12 protein-coding genes and 1 pseudogene are annotated in these 16,898 nt (G+C 64.0%); 9 read left to right on the top strand and 4 right to left on the bottom strand.

Features of this window, described 5'->3' with window-relative positions; all coding sequences use genetic code 11:
• Positions 1 to 160 precede the first annotated feature (160 nt).
• From XI04_RS21270 to XI04_RS21255, 4 genes are all read right to left on the bottom strand, one after another.
• Positions 161 to 1,105 carry a hypothetical protein gene (locus XI04_RS21270; RefSeq protein WP_038949264.1) on the bottom strand — a complete coding sequence of 315 codons (945 nt, stop codon included), beginning with the start codon at positions 1,103 to 1,105 and terminating at the stop codon, positions 161 to 163.
• A gap of 53 nt (positions 1,106 to 1,158) precedes the next feature.
• Positions 1,159 to 3,135 carry an AAA family ATPase gene (locus XI04_RS21265; RefSeq protein ID WP_271623759.1) on the bottom strand — a complete coding sequence of 659 codons (1,977 nt, stop codon included), beginning with the start codon at positions 3,133 to 3,135 and terminating at the stop codon, positions 1,159 to 1,161.
• 237 nt (positions 3,136 to 3,372) lie between these two features.
• Entirely contained in the window at positions 3,373 to 3,972 is a 600-nt protein-coding gene (locus tag XI04_RS21260) for a hypothetical protein (protein WP_038949266.1), read from the bottom strand.
• A 335-nt stretch (positions 3,973 to 4,307) separates the two neighbouring features.
• Complete coding sequence (locus XI04_RS21255) at positions 4,308 to 4,553, bottom strand: helix-turn-helix domain-containing protein (RefSeq protein WP_049806615.1); 246 nt, start codon at positions 4,551 to 4,553, stop codon at positions 4,308 to 4,310.
• Positions 4,554 to 4,900: 347 nt separating this feature from the next.
• Between XI04_RS21255 and XI04_RS21250 the strand changes: the two genes are divergently transcribed.
• The 9 genes and pseudogenes from XI04_RS21250 (at position 4,901) to XI04_RS21210 (ending at position 16,855) form a co-directional block, all read left to right on the top strand.
• The gene (locus tag XI04_RS21250) at positions 4,901 to 6,385 is read left to right on the top strand and encodes a TM0106 family RecB-like putative nuclease (protein ID WP_038949267.1); all 1,485 of its coding nucleotides are present in this window, start codon (positions 4,901 to 4,903) and stop codon (positions 6,383 to 6,385) included.
• A gap of 163 nt (positions 6,386 to 6,548) precedes the next feature.
• Complete coding sequence (locus XI04_RS21245; RefSeq protein WP_038949268.1) at positions 6,549 to 7,826, top strand: metallophosphoesterase family protein; 1,278 nt, start codon at positions 6,549 to 6,551, stop codon at positions 7,824 to 7,826.
• A pseudogene (locus tag XI04_RS21240) lies at positions 7,826 to 8,416 on the top strand (ATP-binding protein); the annotation flags it as partial. The gene XI04_RS21245 and the pseudogene XI04_RS21240, both read left to right, overlap by 1 nt.
• A 2,853-nt stretch (positions 8,417 to 11,269) precedes the next feature.
• Positions 11,270 to 11,524, top strand: coding sequence for a hypothetical protein (locus tag XI04_RS21235; protein ID WP_244429153.1), 255 nt, complete (start codon positions 11,270 to 11,272; stop codon positions 11,522 to 11,524).
• 106 nt (positions 11,525 to 11,630) lie between these two features.
• The gene (locus XI04_RS21230) at positions 11,631 to 12,026 is read left to right on the top strand and encodes a hypothetical protein (protein WP_271596224.1); all 396 of its coding nucleotides are present in this window, start codon (positions 11,631 to 11,633) and stop codon (positions 12,024 to 12,026) included.
• A 25-nt stretch (positions 12,027 to 12,051) separates the two neighbouring features.
• Positions 12,052 to 12,501 (top strand): hypothetical protein, encoded by a 450-nt coding sequence (locus XI04_RS21225; RefSeq protein ID WP_038949272.1) that lies wholly within the window; start codon positions 12,052 to 12,054, stop codon positions 12,499 to 12,501.
• An 82-nt stretch (positions 12,502 to 12,583) separates the two neighbouring features.
• Positions 12,584 to 13,612 carry an IS110 family transposase gene (locus XI04_RS21220; RefSeq protein ID WP_271596212.1) on the top strand — a complete coding sequence of 343 codons (1,029 nt, stop codon included), beginning with the start codon at positions 12,584 to 12,586 and terminating at the stop codon, positions 13,610 to 13,612.
• 263 nt (positions 13,613 to 13,875) lie between these two features.
• On the top strand, positions 13,876 to 14,625 hold the full coding sequence (locus tag XI04_RS21215) for an SOS response-associated peptidase (protein ID WP_038949273.1): 750 nt from the start codon (positions 13,876 to 13,878) through the stop codon (positions 14,623 to 14,625).
• Between the two features lie 127 nt (positions 14,626 to 14,752).
• A complete protein-coding gene (locus tag XI04_RS21210; protein WP_249162635.1) occupies positions 14,753 to 16,855 on the top strand; it encodes an exonuclease domain-containing protein in 2,103 nt (700 codons plus the stop codon).
• Positions 16,856 to 16,898 lie beyond the last annotated feature (43 nt).

Raw genomic sequence — 16,898 nt, 5'->3', positions numbered from 1 at the left:
CTAAGGGCTCGACCTCGAGGCTTCGATTTCAATGCCTCGGTTCTCGACGGATCCGGTATCGAAAATCGCAAACCTTCGCATCGGGTCGTTAGATCGAATCCTTGAAAACGATGTCCTCGTCTGCGGTTCTTCCTGCAGGCGGTCCCCGCCGCAGTGGCACCTACGCCAGCCAGACGGCCTGCGCAGGGTCGCGAGCCGCCCATCTACCCGCGCTGTGGGCTCCGGCCAGCACCTTGGCCGCGATCGAGACGCTCGGAAACGAAATCGCAACGGTGAGCCTGCGCCGGTCGACCACGCCGGGGATCGGAGCCAGCACGCCGGCCGCGAACAACTCATCCCGGCGACTGCGGGTCAGCGCGGGAGCGCTGTCGTTGATCGCCAGCCTGACCTCCGATCCGGCGCTCACGACAAAACGTCCGGCCGCCCAATAGCCGCGGGCGAACAAACCCCCGTAGCGCAATTCGAACTCCTGGCTGCCCAAAGGGACGGTGCTGACCCCGATGGTCATCGGTTCGCAATCCACCGGATCGGTCGGCTCGTCCGTCGGGATCTCGGCAGACGGCGGTGTACCGGCTGGCGCCGCCGTCTCGGCCTCCCCCGTTGGATGGAAGATTCGGCAGCCCACATCGTGCAGCAATCGGAGAGCATCGGCAGCGATGCGGTCGTGCGTGGCCCTTTCCGCGTCCGTGACATCGGGCTCGGGCGGATTCGCTCCCTTCCAGACCTTGACCACTCCGGCTTCGAGGGCGAGACGGGTCAACCGGAACTGCAGATCGACCGCCAAGAGCTTGTCGCAGCCGCACACGACGAAGCATTCGCGGGCGAATGCCTTTCCGGGGTCGGCCGCGTGTTCAGAAAGGCGGCGGCTGGGACGCCTGCTCTCGCCGAGGTACGCCGTCTCGCCGTCGGTGAGGACGTATGCGCCGCATGTGCTCAGCAGGCCGGCGGCCCCGACCGTCGGGAGATCGGACATCGGGAACGCATGCACAACGAGTCGGGTGGCGCGGTCGCTGATCCGGCGGTAGCCCCGGACGCCGCCAAACGGACGATGGATCACCGCGGACGATGGGCAGTCGGTCGAAGGATTCGAGTCGCTCGTGGGCATGTGCGCTCCATCTGATTGAGAACGGACGTAGGGTCTCCACCGGAGTCGGGCGCTTAGTCTCGCCGGTCGGGCGGCACCGATCGCAGACGCCTGCGCGCGCGGGGCGTGTCGGGCGCGGGCGGATGACGCGCGAATATCGCTCGCGCATCGTCGCCGGTCAGATGCCGCCGCTCAACCAGGGCGGCCGCGATGGCCTCGAGCGCCGACCTGTGACGGCAGACGATCTCAACGGCGCGCCCGTGCAGCCGCGCCAGATCACCGTCGACGGCCGCGCGCAACTCCGGGTCGGCCCGAAGCAAATCGATTGACGCATCCGGGTCCCCGAGATAAGCGAGGCCCCCGCCCAGGCCCAACGAGATCCGCAACGCCGCGACGGCGGCCGTCGCGGCGGCGAGGTCGCTTGACAAATCCCCACCGGCGTTGGCGGCGCAGTCCCCCGCGTAGATCGCCACCTCCGCCGCCCGGCCGCCGAGCTGGTGGATCGTCCGGTTCTCGATCGTCGTACGGGTCTCGAGCCCCTTGTGCCGGCGCATGAGGGTGCGGCCGAATGCGCCCGCGTTGCCGAGGACGTCGACGGCCACGACCTCGTCGACGCCGAGCGCGAGCGCCGTGACGACGTGGCCGGACTCGTGGTGCGCGATCCGCCGGAGGGTCGCCTCGTCGACGTCGGGGCGGGGCGCCAGCGCCTCCACAAGATCGTCTAACCGGAGCGCACGGTTGGCGCCGCGCGCCGCGCGCCTTGCCGAAGAGACCGCGGCGGCGATCTCGGCCGGCGAGCGGCCGACGCCGAGCTGACCGATCGCCGTCAGATCGACTTCCGGCAAATCGGCCCCGAGATGGTGGCGTGCGATCGAGACGATGCCGTCCGGGCCGGGCGGCCGGAAATGGATGACGCGGTCGAGCCGGCCCGGACGCAGCAGCGCGGGGTCAACGCGATGCGGATGGTTGGAAGCGGCCCAGACGAACACGGCCCGGCGCCGGCCCACGGTCGCGGAATCCAGCTGCAGAAGGAATTCGGCTATCACCGGGGTCCACCAGCTGGCCGAATTAGATTTCGAGTTGTCGTTAGTGAGGCTTTCTCTTGAAGGCAGTGCGTCCAGCTCGTCCCACAGGATAGCGCACGGCGCGCTTGCTTCGGCTTTTGCGAAAACCTCACGCACTCCCTTGATGACAGAATCCAAATATCCCGCAGACGTTGCTAAAATGCCGGAGATAGAGGCCGAAATCAGGGGCACGCCGAGGTGGTTTGCAACGATGCGAGCGAAGTATGTCTTGCCGAGTCCGGGCGGGCCTCCGAACAGCGCGTTGGTTCCGGCGCCCGTCTCGCTCCATATAATGCTGTTTTTCCGAAATCGACGACCGAGCGCCAGCCCCCATTCACGAGCCTCTCCGTATTCGACGGCATCGACGAGGTTGGGCAGCCGGTCCTCGCGCGGAGCTGCAAGCCGGTGCGCCGTGCGCCGCAGCCGCTCGGCGATCTGCATTGGGCCGGAGCCCGCGCGAAAGCCTGAAACCAGATCGTCGAAATCGAGCACACCCCAGCCTTCGATGGGCCCGTAAGGCGCGTCGGATTTCGTAAAGCGCGCAATCGCCGCGCCCAGGACTGCCGCGTCGGACCCGATCTCGACCGTCAGATCGGCGGCGGCGGCGAGCGAGCGCGGCAGGATGGAGGTCAGCGGCGCAATACCGACGACAAGCGCGCCTTTGGCGAGTTGGCGCGCCACCTCGCTGTTACCCGAGTCCGGCTTGTGGACCGTCCTGTTCGAACCGTCGCGGGCGACGATAATCGCGCGGTCGTTCAGGCGCCGGACCGCGCCTTCGATCGGCGCGACCCATGAAGCACCCGGCACGCGCACCACGATGGCGATAGCCTCGTCGCCCGTCAGCCGCGTCCGGACGGCAGGGGTGAGGGCAGCTTCGATGGCCGCGTCCGCGAGACAGCGCGCGGCATCCGGCCGGGTCGACCGCGAGCCGGTGTCAAACGGCTCTCCAGACTGTGGGAGACCGTCGTCGTGTTCTGTGTCGGTCATGGGTATTCTCCTTGGCGGTAGCGGCCTGCGGCAAGTCCCGCATCGGTGGGTCGGGATCGCGGTTCGGAAAGAGTGAGCGGAGCACCGACCGGGCCGTCGACATCCGCGGACGCCGCGGAAGACCGGCGGACCCGCGCTGCAAAAAGCCGATGCGGAGGGCGCCCGCTCCGTCCTGGGGGCCGGGCGGACGGGGGGTTACTCGACCGATCGGTCATCAGGCGCTCTGTCGGAGCGCAGCTACGAGCCGAACACCAGCGTCCGGGGACCGAGGGCCGCGGACTCGATGTCCAGCCGCAGCAAGTTCTCGCAGGCCAGCGCGCAGACTGTGGCCAGGAGATCGCGTCCCGGGCGTGCGCGACGCTCCAATTCGCAGATCCGCTGCGGCCCATGCTCGTCCAGCGCCATGCCGATCTTCAACCTGTCCATCAGCGTCACCTGGCGGCCTGCATGGGTCCAGACCGCGCGCGCGTTGGAGAACAGCGGTTCGCGGCGCACGTCGGCCGCGCCGCGCTCCAGCATCACCAGCCCGTGGCATCCGAGGACGTGCGCAAGGCAAGCATCCTCCTCGGGGCTGCGCTGCGGCCGGTCGCCGATCCGCAAGAGAAAGCGACCATCGTCCATGTGCAGCACCACGCCAGCGAGCGAAACCGGTGGGCACTCGACCTGCGGACCTGTCCTATAGTCGATCGTCCGGACGGAAGGCGTCAAGGACGCCTGCATCAGGGCGTCCAAATGGAGCGCGTCGTGCACCGGTATCGCCACGTTGCATTTGGCGCTGGTGAAGAACGAAGGTCGCGCCACCGAATGGCGGTCCTTCGGAAAGGTAGCGATGCGCATGCTCAGCTCTCCGTAATGTGCATGTTTATGACGAGGTTGCCGAACGATCTTTCTCTTGTGGGCTGGCATGCATGCCGCCCCTCGCCGACTCGAGGTCGCGGCGAAGGGTGGATGCAGCCGGTGTTTGCCGCTGTCGCGTCAGGAATTTTCGAAACGGTGTTCGGAGGAAGGTGAGCGTTTGGAACGCTCGGCGGTCGGGGCGATTGGGCTCGCGCTTCGTTCTTTGTCCTATTTAGCGTACAAAAAAAATGCGCCGAAGCTGTGGCCAGCGCAATGTATCCTGACGGATCGGAAGTTGGCCGGGTCGGTGCGGGCGATATCTTTCGATAGGGGGCTTAAGAGTCGGTGCCGAGCAGGTCGGCGGGTTCGACGCCGAGCGCCTTCGCGATCCGGGAGAGGGATTCCAAGGTCGGGTTGGCCACGCTTCTCTCGATGTCGCTCACCAAAGCCCGCCGTACCCCGGCCGCTTCGGCCAACTCGGTCTGGCTCATCGTAAGCGACCGTCTCAGATCCTTGACCTTGCGGCCGAGCGCGGCCTTCGTCCGCCTCTCCGCTTTGGCAAAGGACTCGGATCTACCCACTCGCCTGCTCCGCCGGTCCTTCGTCCATGAGGGGATGACCGTGATCGCAAGAGCAGTGCCACAAAACGGTCGGACACTCCACGGGCAATCGCCGACTTCCGCCAAGGATTCGTCTGGACCTCGATGGCCGCTCGCCCCGCGGAAGGACGGCGACGGAAGTCGCGCATGGACCGAGGACATGCGGCGCAGAACCCTAGATGGCGGGATCATGAGCGCGGCAAGCGGCGATGCGATGCCGATGGCCTCTTCAGCGTCCTCCAAGCGGACGCGGGTAAGGGCCATCTTCCGATCCGTTGCCGCCCGGCGATCCGCTGCGGCAAGCTGCTCGTACCGGCTGTGGAGCGAGCATGAAGGTAACAGCGTCCATCCTCTACGATCTCGCCGCATGCCCGCGGCGCGTCGCGCTCGACGCCTTCGGCGACGTCGCGAGGCGAGACGAGACGAACGTCTTCGTCAGGCTGCTGTGGGAACGCGGCGCGCGGTTCGAGAGGGAGACCGTCGCCGCGCCGGGAGATCCGTTCGTGGACCTGTCGAATACCGCCGAGATCGACAGGCAACGGCTCACGTTGGAGGCCATGGCGCAGGGCGCTCCGCTGATCTACGGCGGCCGGATAAGCGCGGCAGATCTGCTGGGCATGCCCGACCTGCTACGCAAGGAGCCTGGCGGTTATGTGCCGGGAGACATCAAATCCGGCCGCGGCAAGGAGGGTGGAGGCGAGGGTCGAGACGGCAAGCCGAAGCTCAGCTATGCCGTCCAACTAGCCTGCTACGTCGACATTCTCGAGCGTCTCGGTCGGTCGGCCGGACGGCGCGCCTTCGTGTTGGACGTTCGGGGCGACCGGGTCGAGTACGATTTCACCAGCCATGCGGCGGGCAGAGATCTTTGGGGCGACTACTTGAAAACGCTCGCCGCGGCCCGCTCGATACTTGCCCGCCGGACCGTCCCGCTGCCTGCCTATGGGGGTGTGTGCAAGCTTTGCCATTGGCATTCGTGCTGTCTCGACGAGCTCACCGACGCGGACGATTTGACGCTGATCGCTGACCTTCGGCGATCGGACCGCGACGCTATGCACGAGCGTATCCCATCCATAGCAGCCTTCGCGGCCATCGATCCCGACTGCTTCACCAGAGGCAAGAAGTCGGTTTTCCGAGGCATCGGGGCCGAGCGCTTCCGCGCGTTGCAAGCTCGGGCCGCGCTGCTCAAGAAGCGTGAGCCGAAGCCCTATCTTAAGACCCCCATAAGGCTCGATGCCGCCGCGTTGGAGCTGTTCTTTGATGTCGAGGTCGATCCGCTGCGGAATGTGTGCTACCTCCACGGCGTCGTCGAAAGACGGAATGGAGACAGCACTACCGAGCGCTACGTCTCGTTCTTTGCGGAGGACACGTCGTCCTTGGCGGAGCGCGATGCCTTTGCGGCGGCTCTCGATTATTTCGCGCAGCGAGACGCAGCTACAGTCTATTACTATTCGAAGTACGAACGCACCGCTTACCGGAATCTTCAGCGGAAATATCCGGAGATCTGCTCGTCGGAAGACGTGGATCGATTGTTCAGCCCCGCACGCGCAACGGATCTGTACGGAGACGTAGTCCTGAAGGCCACTGAATGGCCGACCAGAGACCGTTCCATCAAGACGCTGGCCCGATATCTAGGATTCACCTGGCGCGACCCGAACCCATCCGGCGCGGCCTCGATTGAGTGGTACGATCGGTGGTGTACCCACCGGACTTCCGAGCTCAAGCACAGAATCCTCGCGTACAATGAGGATGATTGCCGCGCGACTCGTGTGCTGCTGGACGCGATCAGAGCTCTTGCTGTGGGCCAGGAAATGTAGAGCTTCGATTGGCCGCGCTGACCACCCATGGCATCGAAGGCTGTCGAGGTCCGTTTTAGCTCCTGGTCGGCTGCGAATATCGAGGATATCGACACTCTCGCTGAACCCCCCCGCTTCCGAGGTGCGGTAAACTCCGCTGATTCGAAAAGAAGCGAGCTGTTAGATGACTGCCTACCGTTTTGTCCATGCGGCCGACATCCATCTCGATTCGCCTTTGCGCTCGCTCGCCCTGCGTGATCCCGCGCTGGCCGAGTTCATCGGTAACGCCACCCGGCAGGTCTTCACTCGCATCATCGATCTGTGCATCGAAGAAAAGGTGCAGGCGCTTCTGCTCGCCGGAGATCTCTACGACGGCGATCAGACGTCGATGAAGACCGCGCGGTTTCTTGGCGAGCAACTTCGCCGATTGGATGCTGCTGGTATCGACGTCTTCATCATCCGGGGCAACCACGATGCTCTCTCCAGGATCACGAAGGAGCTCGTCTTTCCGCCGAACGTGCATCTTTTCGGCGGACGCGCCGAAGCGGTCGAGATAGAGCGGGACCGCGGAGAGCGACTCGTTGCAATACACGGTCTCAGCTTCGCGAAACCGCACGCCCCCGAGGGTCTCCTCTCCAAGTACCGGCCACCGGTCCAGGACGCGACCAACATCGGACTGATGCATACCAGTCTTGGCGGCTCACCCTCTCACGACGTGTACGCGCCGTGCTCCACCAGCGACCTCCTTGGATCTGGCTTCCGCTATTGGGCGCTGGGGCACATACACAAGCGATCGACGATCGAAGGATCCTGCGCCATCGTGATGCCCGGTATCCCACAAGGGCGGGACATCGGCGAGAGCGGACCCAAGTCCGTGACGTTGGCGAGTGTGCTAGACGACGGCTCGATTACGCTCGAGGAGCGGATCGTGAGCCTGGCCCAGTTCGAGTGGGTCATACTTGATGCTTCCGGAACGGCAACTTGGCACGATCTGGTCGCGCGGCTCGATACGTCGCTTGAGGACGCTGCGACCCGATCCGTCAGCGATCATCTCGTCGTGCGGCTCGCGTTTTCCGGAACGACGCCGTTGGCGTGGAACATGAGACGGGACGCCGATCTCCTGCGGACCGAGGCCGAAACTCGCGCGAAATCGCTGGGCGACGTATGGATCGACAAGCTCGAAATCGACTGCCGGCGTACGCAATCTGGCGCAACAGCGAGTACCGACCAGCTAGATGCTCTTCGAAAGACGATGAACGACGAGGTCGCCGCATCGGAAGGCTTCCAAAACGAGGCGACCGACACGGTCAAGGAGCTGCTGGCGCAGTTGCCGCCTGAGTGCCGGCGAGCCATCGCTCCGGACGAGGCCGCCCTCGAGAATCTTGTCGCGCGGCTCGCGGTAGAGGGCGCGGAAGAGGTCCTGGCGCGCCTTTCGATCGGCGACTCGGATGGAGCGCGCTGATGCGCATCCGCAAACTCGGACTTCGTCGGTACGGCAAGTTCACGGACGCTTTCATCGACTTCGGTGACCGGGTCGCGGGTTGCGCCGACCTGCACATCGTCTATGGGCCGAATGAGGCCGGGAAATCCACCGCGATGTCGGCGTGCACAGATCTGATCTTCGGCATCCCAGCCCAGAGCAGGTTCAACTTCCTTCACCCCTACGCAGCAATGCGTATCGAAGCCGAAGTGGAGACCTCGGGCGGGATCCGCAGGTTCTGCCGCATCAAGCGTCCTCACAACAGCCTGCTGGACGAGGCCGACAATCCGGTTCCCGATACGCTGCTTCCCGGCGAACTGGGAGGCCTCGATCGCGGCGCCTACCACACCATGTTCTGCCTCGACGACGAGACCCTAGAGGCCGGTGGGGAAAGCATCCTCGCCAGCAAGGGCGATCTCGGTCATCTACTGTTTTCTGCAACCGCCGGTCTGGCCGATCTCAGCGCCCGTCTCGGATCCGTGCAGGCGGAAACGGAGGCGTTCTTCCGTCCAGGGAAGCGATCGGGAGGTCTCATCGAGCTCAAGAAGAATTTGGCGGCTCTCAACGAGGAGCGGGAACGCATAGATACCCTCGCTACCGAGTACGCCCGCCTAGTGATCCAGCGCGACGACGCGGCCGCGTCCTACGCCGAAGCCATCGCGCAACGTAGCCGCACGCAGGCACGGATGGATCAAGTGCAGAGCTTCATCAACGCCTTGCCGCGGTTGCGGGGCTTGCGCGCCCTTCGCACCGAACTGTCTCCGCTCGCACGGTTGCCCGTCGCACCGTCGTCGTGGGGGCGGGATCTTCCGGCGTTGACGAACCGCGAGACGGCCTTGGCGGCGCAGATGCGGTCAGCGACCGAGACCATTGTCGCTCTGCAGCGTGAGCTCGATGGGCTCGTCGTGAACGCCTCGGCTTGCGCCATGAACAGCCGCATGGAATTGCTGACGGACCTGCGGGCACGGTACGTCACGGCGGCGAAGGACCTTCCGGATCGTCGGCTCGCCCTTGGACTTGCCGAGCAGAAGATCGCTCATGTTTTGACGCTGCTAGATCGGACGTCCGAGCAGGATCCCGCGCGACTTCTCCTTTCCACCGGCGTGACCGGATCTCTCCGTGACCTGATGGAGCGACGCTCGGGCGTCGAGGCGGCTCTTGCATCTGCCGAGGCCGAGTTCGCCAAAGCCGAGGGTGCGCTTGCGGAGGCCGAGGCGAGAGTATGCGAACACGGGGCGGGTCTTGACGAGGCGACGATTGCCGTCCTGTCCGCGACCATCGCGAGCGCCCGACAATCGGACGACGCGGCTCGGCTGCGGGAGGCCGACCGGATGCGCCGCGAGCGTGAGGACGAATTCGCCGATCGGCTGCGCGAATTGCTCCCCTGGACCGGTGGCAGGGACGATCTGTTCGCCGTTATGGTGCCCGAGCCCGACCAGCTTCAGCGTTGGGCAGCGGCCGAAACGCAGCTTTCTCGCGAGATCGACGCCGCGCAACTAGAGTTCGACCGCATCGACACGGAAGCGAAGCGCCTCGAGGCGAAGATTGGAGCGCTTGGCGCCGCCACTGCCGTCGTCAGCGACCAGGAAACTGCGGAGGCCTGGTCCGCCCGCGAAGCCGCCTGGGCCGAGCACAAGAAGGCACTCGACGCAGGGACGGCCGCCGAGTTCGAGACCGCGATGCGGAAACTGGACCTGATCACGGAACAGCGATCCCGTCATGCCTCCGCAATCGCGGACCTCAATCGCGCGCTTCTAGACAGTGCCGATGTTCGCACGCGGCGGGAGCAGGTCCAGCGGCACCTGGAAGAAAGTCTCGCAAGACGTGCGACGTTGATCATGGACGTCGAGAAGTCGCTTCGAGCCGTAGGGAACCGGCTGGACCATACTGTGGGTCTGAGCGGTTTGAATCTTTGGCTGCAGAAGCTCGACCGCGCGATCGGGGCCGAGAGAAAACTCGCGGCAGCCGAGCGAGAATGGCAGCAGGTCCAGGACGCCGCCGCCTCTTCGTGCGAGCGCCTTGCCGAGATGCTCCGCAGGTCGGGCCTCGAGGTTCCGCGGAGCGACGACATGGCGGCGATGCTGTCCGCGGGACAAGCAGCTCTGGATCGCGCAGCAGGCGCCAAGAACCTACGAGCGACCCTCGAGGATCGAAGGCGGGACCTGAACTTCCGCGAGACACGGCTCGAGGAGGCGAGGCTCGCAGACCGATCATGGCGCAAAGCATGGCAAGAGGCTTGCGCGGCATGCTGGCTGGGCGAGCGCGGCAGAGCAGCTACGACCGCCGTCGTGCGAGAAACCTTGGAGGCGCTTGCCGTATTGGGATCGGCGCTGGAAAGGAAAGCAGAACTTGCCGATCGCATCGCGAAGATGCAGCGCGACCAAACCCAGTTCGAGGCCGAGGTGGAAGCGCTCGCTGGAGCGATCGGCCTCGCCCGAGGTCGCCTTGACGTACTGGCACTCTGCGAAGAAATCGTGAACTCCATCGCCTCCGAAACGAAGGCGCTGGAGCGTCGGCAAGAACTCGAGCAGCGGCTCGGCAAAGAGCAGGACAAGGCTCGCTCGCTCGGAAATGACATCGCGGAGGTGCAGAGCCGAACGGACCTCATGATGAAGCACTTCGATGTCGGCTCCCTCGCGGAAGTCGAAGGTTGTCTGCGCTCGCTCGACCGCAGGTCGGACCTCCAAACGCGTCTGGAGCAGACGCAGCGAGAGATAGTCGAGGTGATGAAGGTCGAAACGATCGAGCAGGCCGAAGACGCCCTCGACGCGCTACAACAAGGTTCGCTGGAAAGTGAACTGATCGAACTGAAAGCACGGTTCGAGGACGAGGACAGCCGAACCCGCGATCGCTTCGCTGCACTCGACAGGGCAGAAGCCGGCATAGCCGGGGTGGGCGGCGATGCGGCGGTGGCCGTCCTTGAATCCAAGCGACGCACGATATTGCTCACCATCGAAGAGCAGGCGCTCGAGTATCTCAAACTGAAGCTTGGGATGGCCGGCGCCGAGAGGGCCCTGCGGGCCTATCGCGAGCGTCATCGAAGTTCGATGATGGCACGGGCATCAGGGGCATTCGCACTGATCAGCCGTGGCGCCTACTCAGGACTCGCCACTCAGCCCTCGAACGGCAGCGAACTCCTGATCGCAAAGGGATCCGACGGCGGCTCGAAACTCGCTTCCGAGCTGTCGAAAGGAACGCGATTTCAGCTTTACTTGGCGCTACGTGTCGCCGGCTATCACGAGATCGCACAAGCCCGCTCGCCAGCCCCCTTTCTTGCGGACGATATCATGGAGACATTCGATGACTTCCGGGCGGAGGAGGCCTTCCGCTTGCTTGCCGCGATGGCCCGCAGAGGTCAGGTAGTCTACTTCACCCATCACCGTCATCTCTGCGAGATCGCGAAAGTCGTTGAGCCTTCCGTCAAAATTCACGTCCTGAAGACCCAGTCGCTCAGGGGATGGGCCGTGTCTGTTCTCAGAGAGGCTGGCGCGATCCGGGAGTGCGAGGAGCATGGTTGGATGCAGGACGTCGGCGACCCGCATGCCCGCGAGCGAGCTTTGGATACCGCGCGTCGGGAGCCGCCGGCCGGGTTTTCCGACAGCGCAGCCATAGCTCTGGTCGGTGAGGTTCTGGAGGATTTCGGCGACAGGTGCCCCGAATGCAGCCGAGCATCGGGGTGAGGTTCCGGCAAGCCTCTCTCGGCGCTTAGGACGACCGCATAAGTTTATTTGCCCTGCGGGTTCTCGTCCCACTCGACTCAATGTTCTTGTTATGTTCTATTCCAGCATGAGCGACCGACCCGCGAGCTGGCGCATGCCGAGACCGAAGCAGATGGATAAAATGGCCGCTCTCGTCGGCAGAAAGATACCGCAGAAGCCCGGTTTGGCGCCCAACAGCGATCTACCGGCAGAGTACTGGCAGGCAATACTGGACGACCCTCGAGCCGATGGGCGGTCGGTCCCCTCCGGAGCGACGCTGCGGCTCAGCCAAATTCCGGGACATCTCTTGAGAGTGGGATGCCGCCGCTGCTCGAGGCTGGTCGAGATCCAGAAGGCAGACGCCGTGCGCCTCTATAGTCGTGAGGCGCTCTGGAAGGATGTCGCGCGGCGGCTCTTGGACAGTACCTGCGCGGAGCGGACTGGGCGACATGAAGAAGACGGCTGCTGGCCTACGCTCGAGTAGCCGTCGGCGCGGCCGGGATGTTGCTATGCCACCGAAACATCATCCGACGCCACTTTCCGGCGGCGATCGCAAGGCGCTCGCCAAGGAGCTCGGCCGCTCGCGCGCTATGACGACGATTCTTGCGACGCAGGCCGGCGAGACCCGTGCCAAAGGTGAGGCCCTCATTCGTCAGGCCGACAAATTGCTCTCCGAGTCGTGGAATGAACGGATCTGGGCGGACGGCGGGCCGATCGACCCTTCTCCCACGATCGACCAAGCCATCAACGGCGGCTATAGCTGGCTACAGATCGAATGCTCCCGCTGCAAAGCCGCCCGCGACGTCGACATGGCCACGCTGCGCCATCCGCCGACCACTTTCGTCCACGACCTGGCCAGCCGACTTCGCTGCAGCAAGTGTGCAAAGGCGGAACGACGACCGGCCGCCACCCTGCTGCAACTGGCGGTGCGGGCGCGCCATCCGGACCAGGAGATTTGAAGACTTGTGCTGGTGTGGACGGCCTCTCATCCCCACGGTTTGATGGCGCCCTCGGCGTCACGGAAGATGAGAGGAAAGTCTAATGAATATTCCCGTTCGTATCGGCATGGATACTTCGAAGTCGGTGTTCCAGCTTCACGGTGTTGATGAGAATGAGGTAGTGGTCGTTCGGCGCCAATTTCGGCGAGCCGAGATGATCCGCTACTTCGAGCGGCTTCCGCCAGTTCTCGTCGCCATAGAGTCCTGCGGCAGCTCGCACCATTGGGGGCGCCTGCTGCAATCGTTTGGACACGAGGTAAAGCTAATCCCACCTCAGTATGTGAAGGCCTACGTGAAACGCGGCAAGAACGACGCGGCCGACGCCGAGGCGCTGTGCGAGGCGGTCACCCGGCCCAGCATGCGGTTCGTACCGGTGAAATCGAAGGAACGGCAAGCGGCTTGCATGTTGATGACCGTGCGAGAACGCCTGGTCAGCGTGAAGTCTCAGCTCTCCAATGCTTTCAGAAGCTATGCCGCTGAGTTTGGTATCGTCGGCCCCGCCGGCCGGCAGAACGTAGCCGCACTCATCAAACGTGTGCTGGAAGACGATAGCCTGCCGGAAATGGCGCGGGATCTCTTCCGCTTTCAGGCGGACGAGTATGCCGCGGTTGAAGCCCGCCTGGCGAAGATCGAGGCCAAGCTGATGAAGTGGCATCGCGAGGATGACATCAGCAGGCGTATTGCGACAATTCCCGGCATCGGTCCGATTGGGTCGTCGATGCTCAGCATGAAGGCACCGCCGCCCGAGACGTTCAGATCGGGTCGCGACTTTGCGGCATGGCTCGGACTGACACCCAAGGATCATTCAACTGGCGGCCGGCAAAGACTCGGCGGCATCACAAAGGCTGGAGATTCTGTACTGCGATCGACGTTGATTGTCGGTGCCACCGCGCTGCTGAGGCATATCCGCAAGGGTCGTCATAAGCCCACACCATGGCTCGCCTCACTGCTGGAGCGAAAGCCGCCGAAGTTGGTTGCGGTGGCATTGGCCAACAAGTTTGCCCGCATCGCTTGGCGCTTGATGATATCGGGCGGCGTGTACAACCAGCCGGTAGCAGCCATGCCGACTTGATCTGAAATCGGACCGCGAGCGAGGTTGCTCGGCGGATTGCCCACGAACTTGCAGGACGCAGTAGATGGAAGGACCGATCGGTCGATACGCGCGAGCTTCCGAAGATTACACTGGCACCACGAGTGTCGCCCATGTGCTTGGAGCGTGCGTAGCGAACACCATCTCGGCCAGCGGACTTTGTCCGCGCAAACAGGCCGGACATCTGATAGCAAGCGATCTGGTCAGAAGTCTGCTACAATCCTGGCAAGTGGGGGGCCGTCCACATCTGCAATCTCTATTCGATCACCACCAACCAGGCCGCCATCAGCGCGCTGTTCCGCGTCGTCAACCGCTACGTCGGCAATCTCGCGACGATGCCCGGCGTCTTTCCCGACTACACGGCGCCGATCGTCCGCAATGGCGCTGCAGGTCGGGAGCTCGCGACCGCCCGATGGGGTATGCCGTCGTCGTCGAAGGCGCTCATGGACGCGACGAAGAAGCGGGCCGAGAAACTGCAGGCAAAGGGCAAACAGGTCGATTTCAAGGAATTGCTCCGGATGGAGCCGGATTCCGGAACCACCAACATCCGGAACGTGACGTCGAAGCATTGGACACGGTGGCTGGGCGTCGAGAACCGGTGTGTGGTGCCCTTCAACTCATTCAGCGAGTTCAACAAGGCCGAGGGCGGCGACATCTGGTTCGCGCTCGACGAGACCCGCCCGCTGCTTTGCTTCGCCGGCATCTGGACCAACTGGACGTCGGTCAGGAAGGTCAAGGAAGGCGAGACCACCAACGACCTGTACGCGTTCCTTACGACGGAGCCGAACGCCGAGGTCGGCGCCATCCACCCGAAGGCGATGCCGGTGATCCTAACGAAGCCCGCCGAGGTCGAGACCTGGATGACCGCGCCGGCGGAGGAAGCCCTGACGCTGCAGCGGCCCCTACCGGACGGGACGTTGAAGATCGTTGCTCGGGGCGCGAAGGAAGACGCTGCGCCGGCGACCACCGAAGTCCACGGCTCGAGCTACCTGTAGCGCCTAGGCGCTTGACTCAGAGGACTTCTCTCGAACAAAAATAGAACAAACGATTCCTGCCGCGAAGGTCTGCTTGGCCAAACTGCCCCAACTGCCCGTCTACTATTACCTGAACCACTTCACCGAAATGCTGGGGTTCGTGCAGCGGACGTACGCCTCCGTGCTTGGTCCGGAGCATCACGCGTTCGTAGCGCGGTTCGAGGGCCTTACGAGAGATGCGCGATGCCTCTTGGTCCGCATGATCAACAGGCGGGGTGCCATATTCAACCGATCCCTGTTCAGCTACCCCGAGATCGATGACGTCGAGAGTGCGGCAGCCGATCTGACCGCGGCCGGTCACGCACGCGAGCTCGGCGAGGCAGACTATGCGGCCTTCGTCTCATCCCTGCCGAAGGACATCCTCGTCACCGGAGCGCAGGCGGCGGGGCGAGGAGACGTCCGCAAATCCTGGCCGAAGCCGAAGTTCGTCGACTACTACCTGGAGCGCATCCCTTTTTCGGTCGCCGCGCAGCACTGCGGCGCCCGCAACTTCATCGCGCTCGACGGGACACAGCCGATCGAGTTTCTGCTCTACCTCTACTTCGGCAAGACCGAGGTGGATCTGAAGAACTTCGCGCTGCGCGACCTGGGAATCCTCCGCACCAACCAAGAGACCTCGTTCAGCGCGCGCTTCACCGATGCCGAGGAGGCGCTCGCCTCGTTCCATTACAGCAAGGTTCTGGACAGTCTGGAGGACGGATCGGAGCCTGCCCACAGACGGGCGGCCGTCGACGTGCTCGGCGGACCCGCCTGCATGACCCAGTTCGCCGCCGATCTCCGCAGCCGAGCCGCGCATCGAACTGGGCTTTTCTTCGAGAAAGCAGGCGAAAGGGATCTCGCCCTTACGCTTTATCGGGCGGGGTCTTCGCCGGACTGCAACGAGCGACTGGTCCGACTGCTCTACAATGAGGGCGACAAGACAGAGGCCGAAGCGCTGCTGCAGCGCATGATCGATGATCCCGCCAGCGACGAAGAACACCTTTTCGCTACCGACTTCTATGCCCGCAAGTTCGGCGGACGGCGCACGGGTCTCCACACCGAACTTTTGCGGTCCGGCCGCACGATCACCGTAGACGACACTCATCGCGGCAATCCCGAGGCGGGCGTCGCCGGCGTGCTGCGGCGCGAGGGCACCAAGGTTTTCTTCACCGAGAATGTGCTGTGGCACAGCCTGTTCGGCCTGCTCTTCTGGGACGAGCTCTTCGAGAGCACCCGGATGCCCAGCGGGTTCGATTGGCTACCTCACTGCCTGAAGGATCGCAGCTTCCGCCGGCTCTTCGCCGCGACGATCGACGAGAAGCTGGCAGCCATCGCATCCGGATCCGCCCTCCCGTTGATCCTCCGCACCGTCGCAGCGAGATGGGGCCGCCCGAACGGGATCTTCGGCTGGGATCACGTGCAAGTGGAGGCGCTGCGCGCGCTGCTCGAAGGGTCCGATCCGGCTGGCGTCGCCAGCATCCTCGGCAGCATGTGCGACGACTTCCGCGGCATGCGGGACGGCTTCCCCGACCTCATGTTGGTCCAGGACGGCAAGGCGTCCTTCATGGAGGTCAAGGCCGAAGGGGACGTGATCCGCCGCAATCAGCTGACCCGCCTCCGCCAACTCGGCGACGCCGGCATTGTGGCCGAGATCGGTCGGGTCGACTACCGCTTCGACCCCGAGCAGGATTACGTGGTGGTCGACATCGAGACCACCGGCTCATGGTCGAACGGAGACCGCATCACCGAGATCGGCGCGGTGAAGGTCCGCAACCACCAGGTCGTGGACGAGTGGCACTCTCTCCTCAACCCGCAGCGTTCCATTCCAGCCAAGATCGTCCAGCTGACCGGCATCACGAACGAGATGGTTCGCGACGCGCCTTTGTTCGCCGAAGTCGCGGATTCCTTCATGCAGTTCATGGCCGACGGCATCTTCGTCGCCCATAACGTCAGCTTCGACTACGGTTTCCTCTCCTACGAATTCGAGCGGATCGGGCGGCGCTTCAGATTTCCGAAGCTCTGCACATGTGCCGGGATGCGGCGGCGCTATCCGGGACACAAGTCCTACGGACTAGGGAAGCTCTGCGAGATCTACGGCATATCACTCGACAATCACCACCGCGCCCTATGCGACGCGCGGGCCTCCGCCCAGTTGTTGAATCTCATCAACCAGAAACGGAGTGAGGAGAGATATATCGGCGAGGCCGCCTAGCGGTTCGAGCAATGGGGCGACTTGGAGACGACCCAGAAAAATT

The organism is Bradyrhizobium sp. CCBAU 11430 (genome assembly GCF_028128855.1).
Classification (GTDB): Bacteria; Pseudomonadota; Alphaproteobacteria; order Rhizobiales; family Xanthobacteraceae; genus Bradyrhizobium; species Bradyrhizobium ottawaense.
Note: the sequence above shows the minus strand (reverse complement) of the source record. Positions and strands in the feature narration are given on the sequence as shown.

Coding starts and splice junctions, on each gene's coding strand:
- XI04_RS21250 (WP_038949267.1), top strand. CDS start 4,901: ATGAAGGTAACAGCGTCCATCCTCTACGATCTCGCCGCATGCCCGCGG.
- XI04_RS21220 (WP_271596212.1), top strand. CDS start 12,584: ATGAATATTCCCGTTCGTATCGGCATGGATACTTCGAAGTCGGTGTTC.
- XI04_RS21225 (WP_038949272.1), top strand. CDS start 12,052: ATGCCACCGAAACATCATCCGACGCCACTTTCCGGCGGCGATCGCAAG.
- XI04_RS21245 (WP_038949268.1), top strand. CDS start 6,549: ATGACTGCCTACCGTTTTGTCCATGCGGCCGACATCCATCTCGATTCG.
- XI04_RS21230 (WP_271596224.1), top strand. CDS start 11,631: ATGAGCGACCGACCCGCGAGCTGGCGCATGCCGAGACCGAAGCAGATG.
- XI04_RS21210 (WP_249162635.1), top strand. CDS start 14,753: ATGCTGGGGTTCGTGCAGCGGACGTACGCCTCCGTGCTTGGTCCGGAG.
- XI04_RS21265 (WP_271623759.1), bottom strand. CDS start 3,135: ATGACCGACACAGAACACGACGACGGTCTCCCACAGTCTGGAGAGCCG.
- XI04_RS21260 (WP_038949266.1), bottom strand. CDS start 3,972: ATGCGCATCGCTACCTTTCCGAAGGACCGCCATTCGGTGGCGCGACCT.
- XI04_RS21270 (WP_038949264.1), bottom strand. CDS start 1,105: ATGCCCACGAGCGACTCGAATCCTTCGACCGACTGCCCATCGTCCGCG.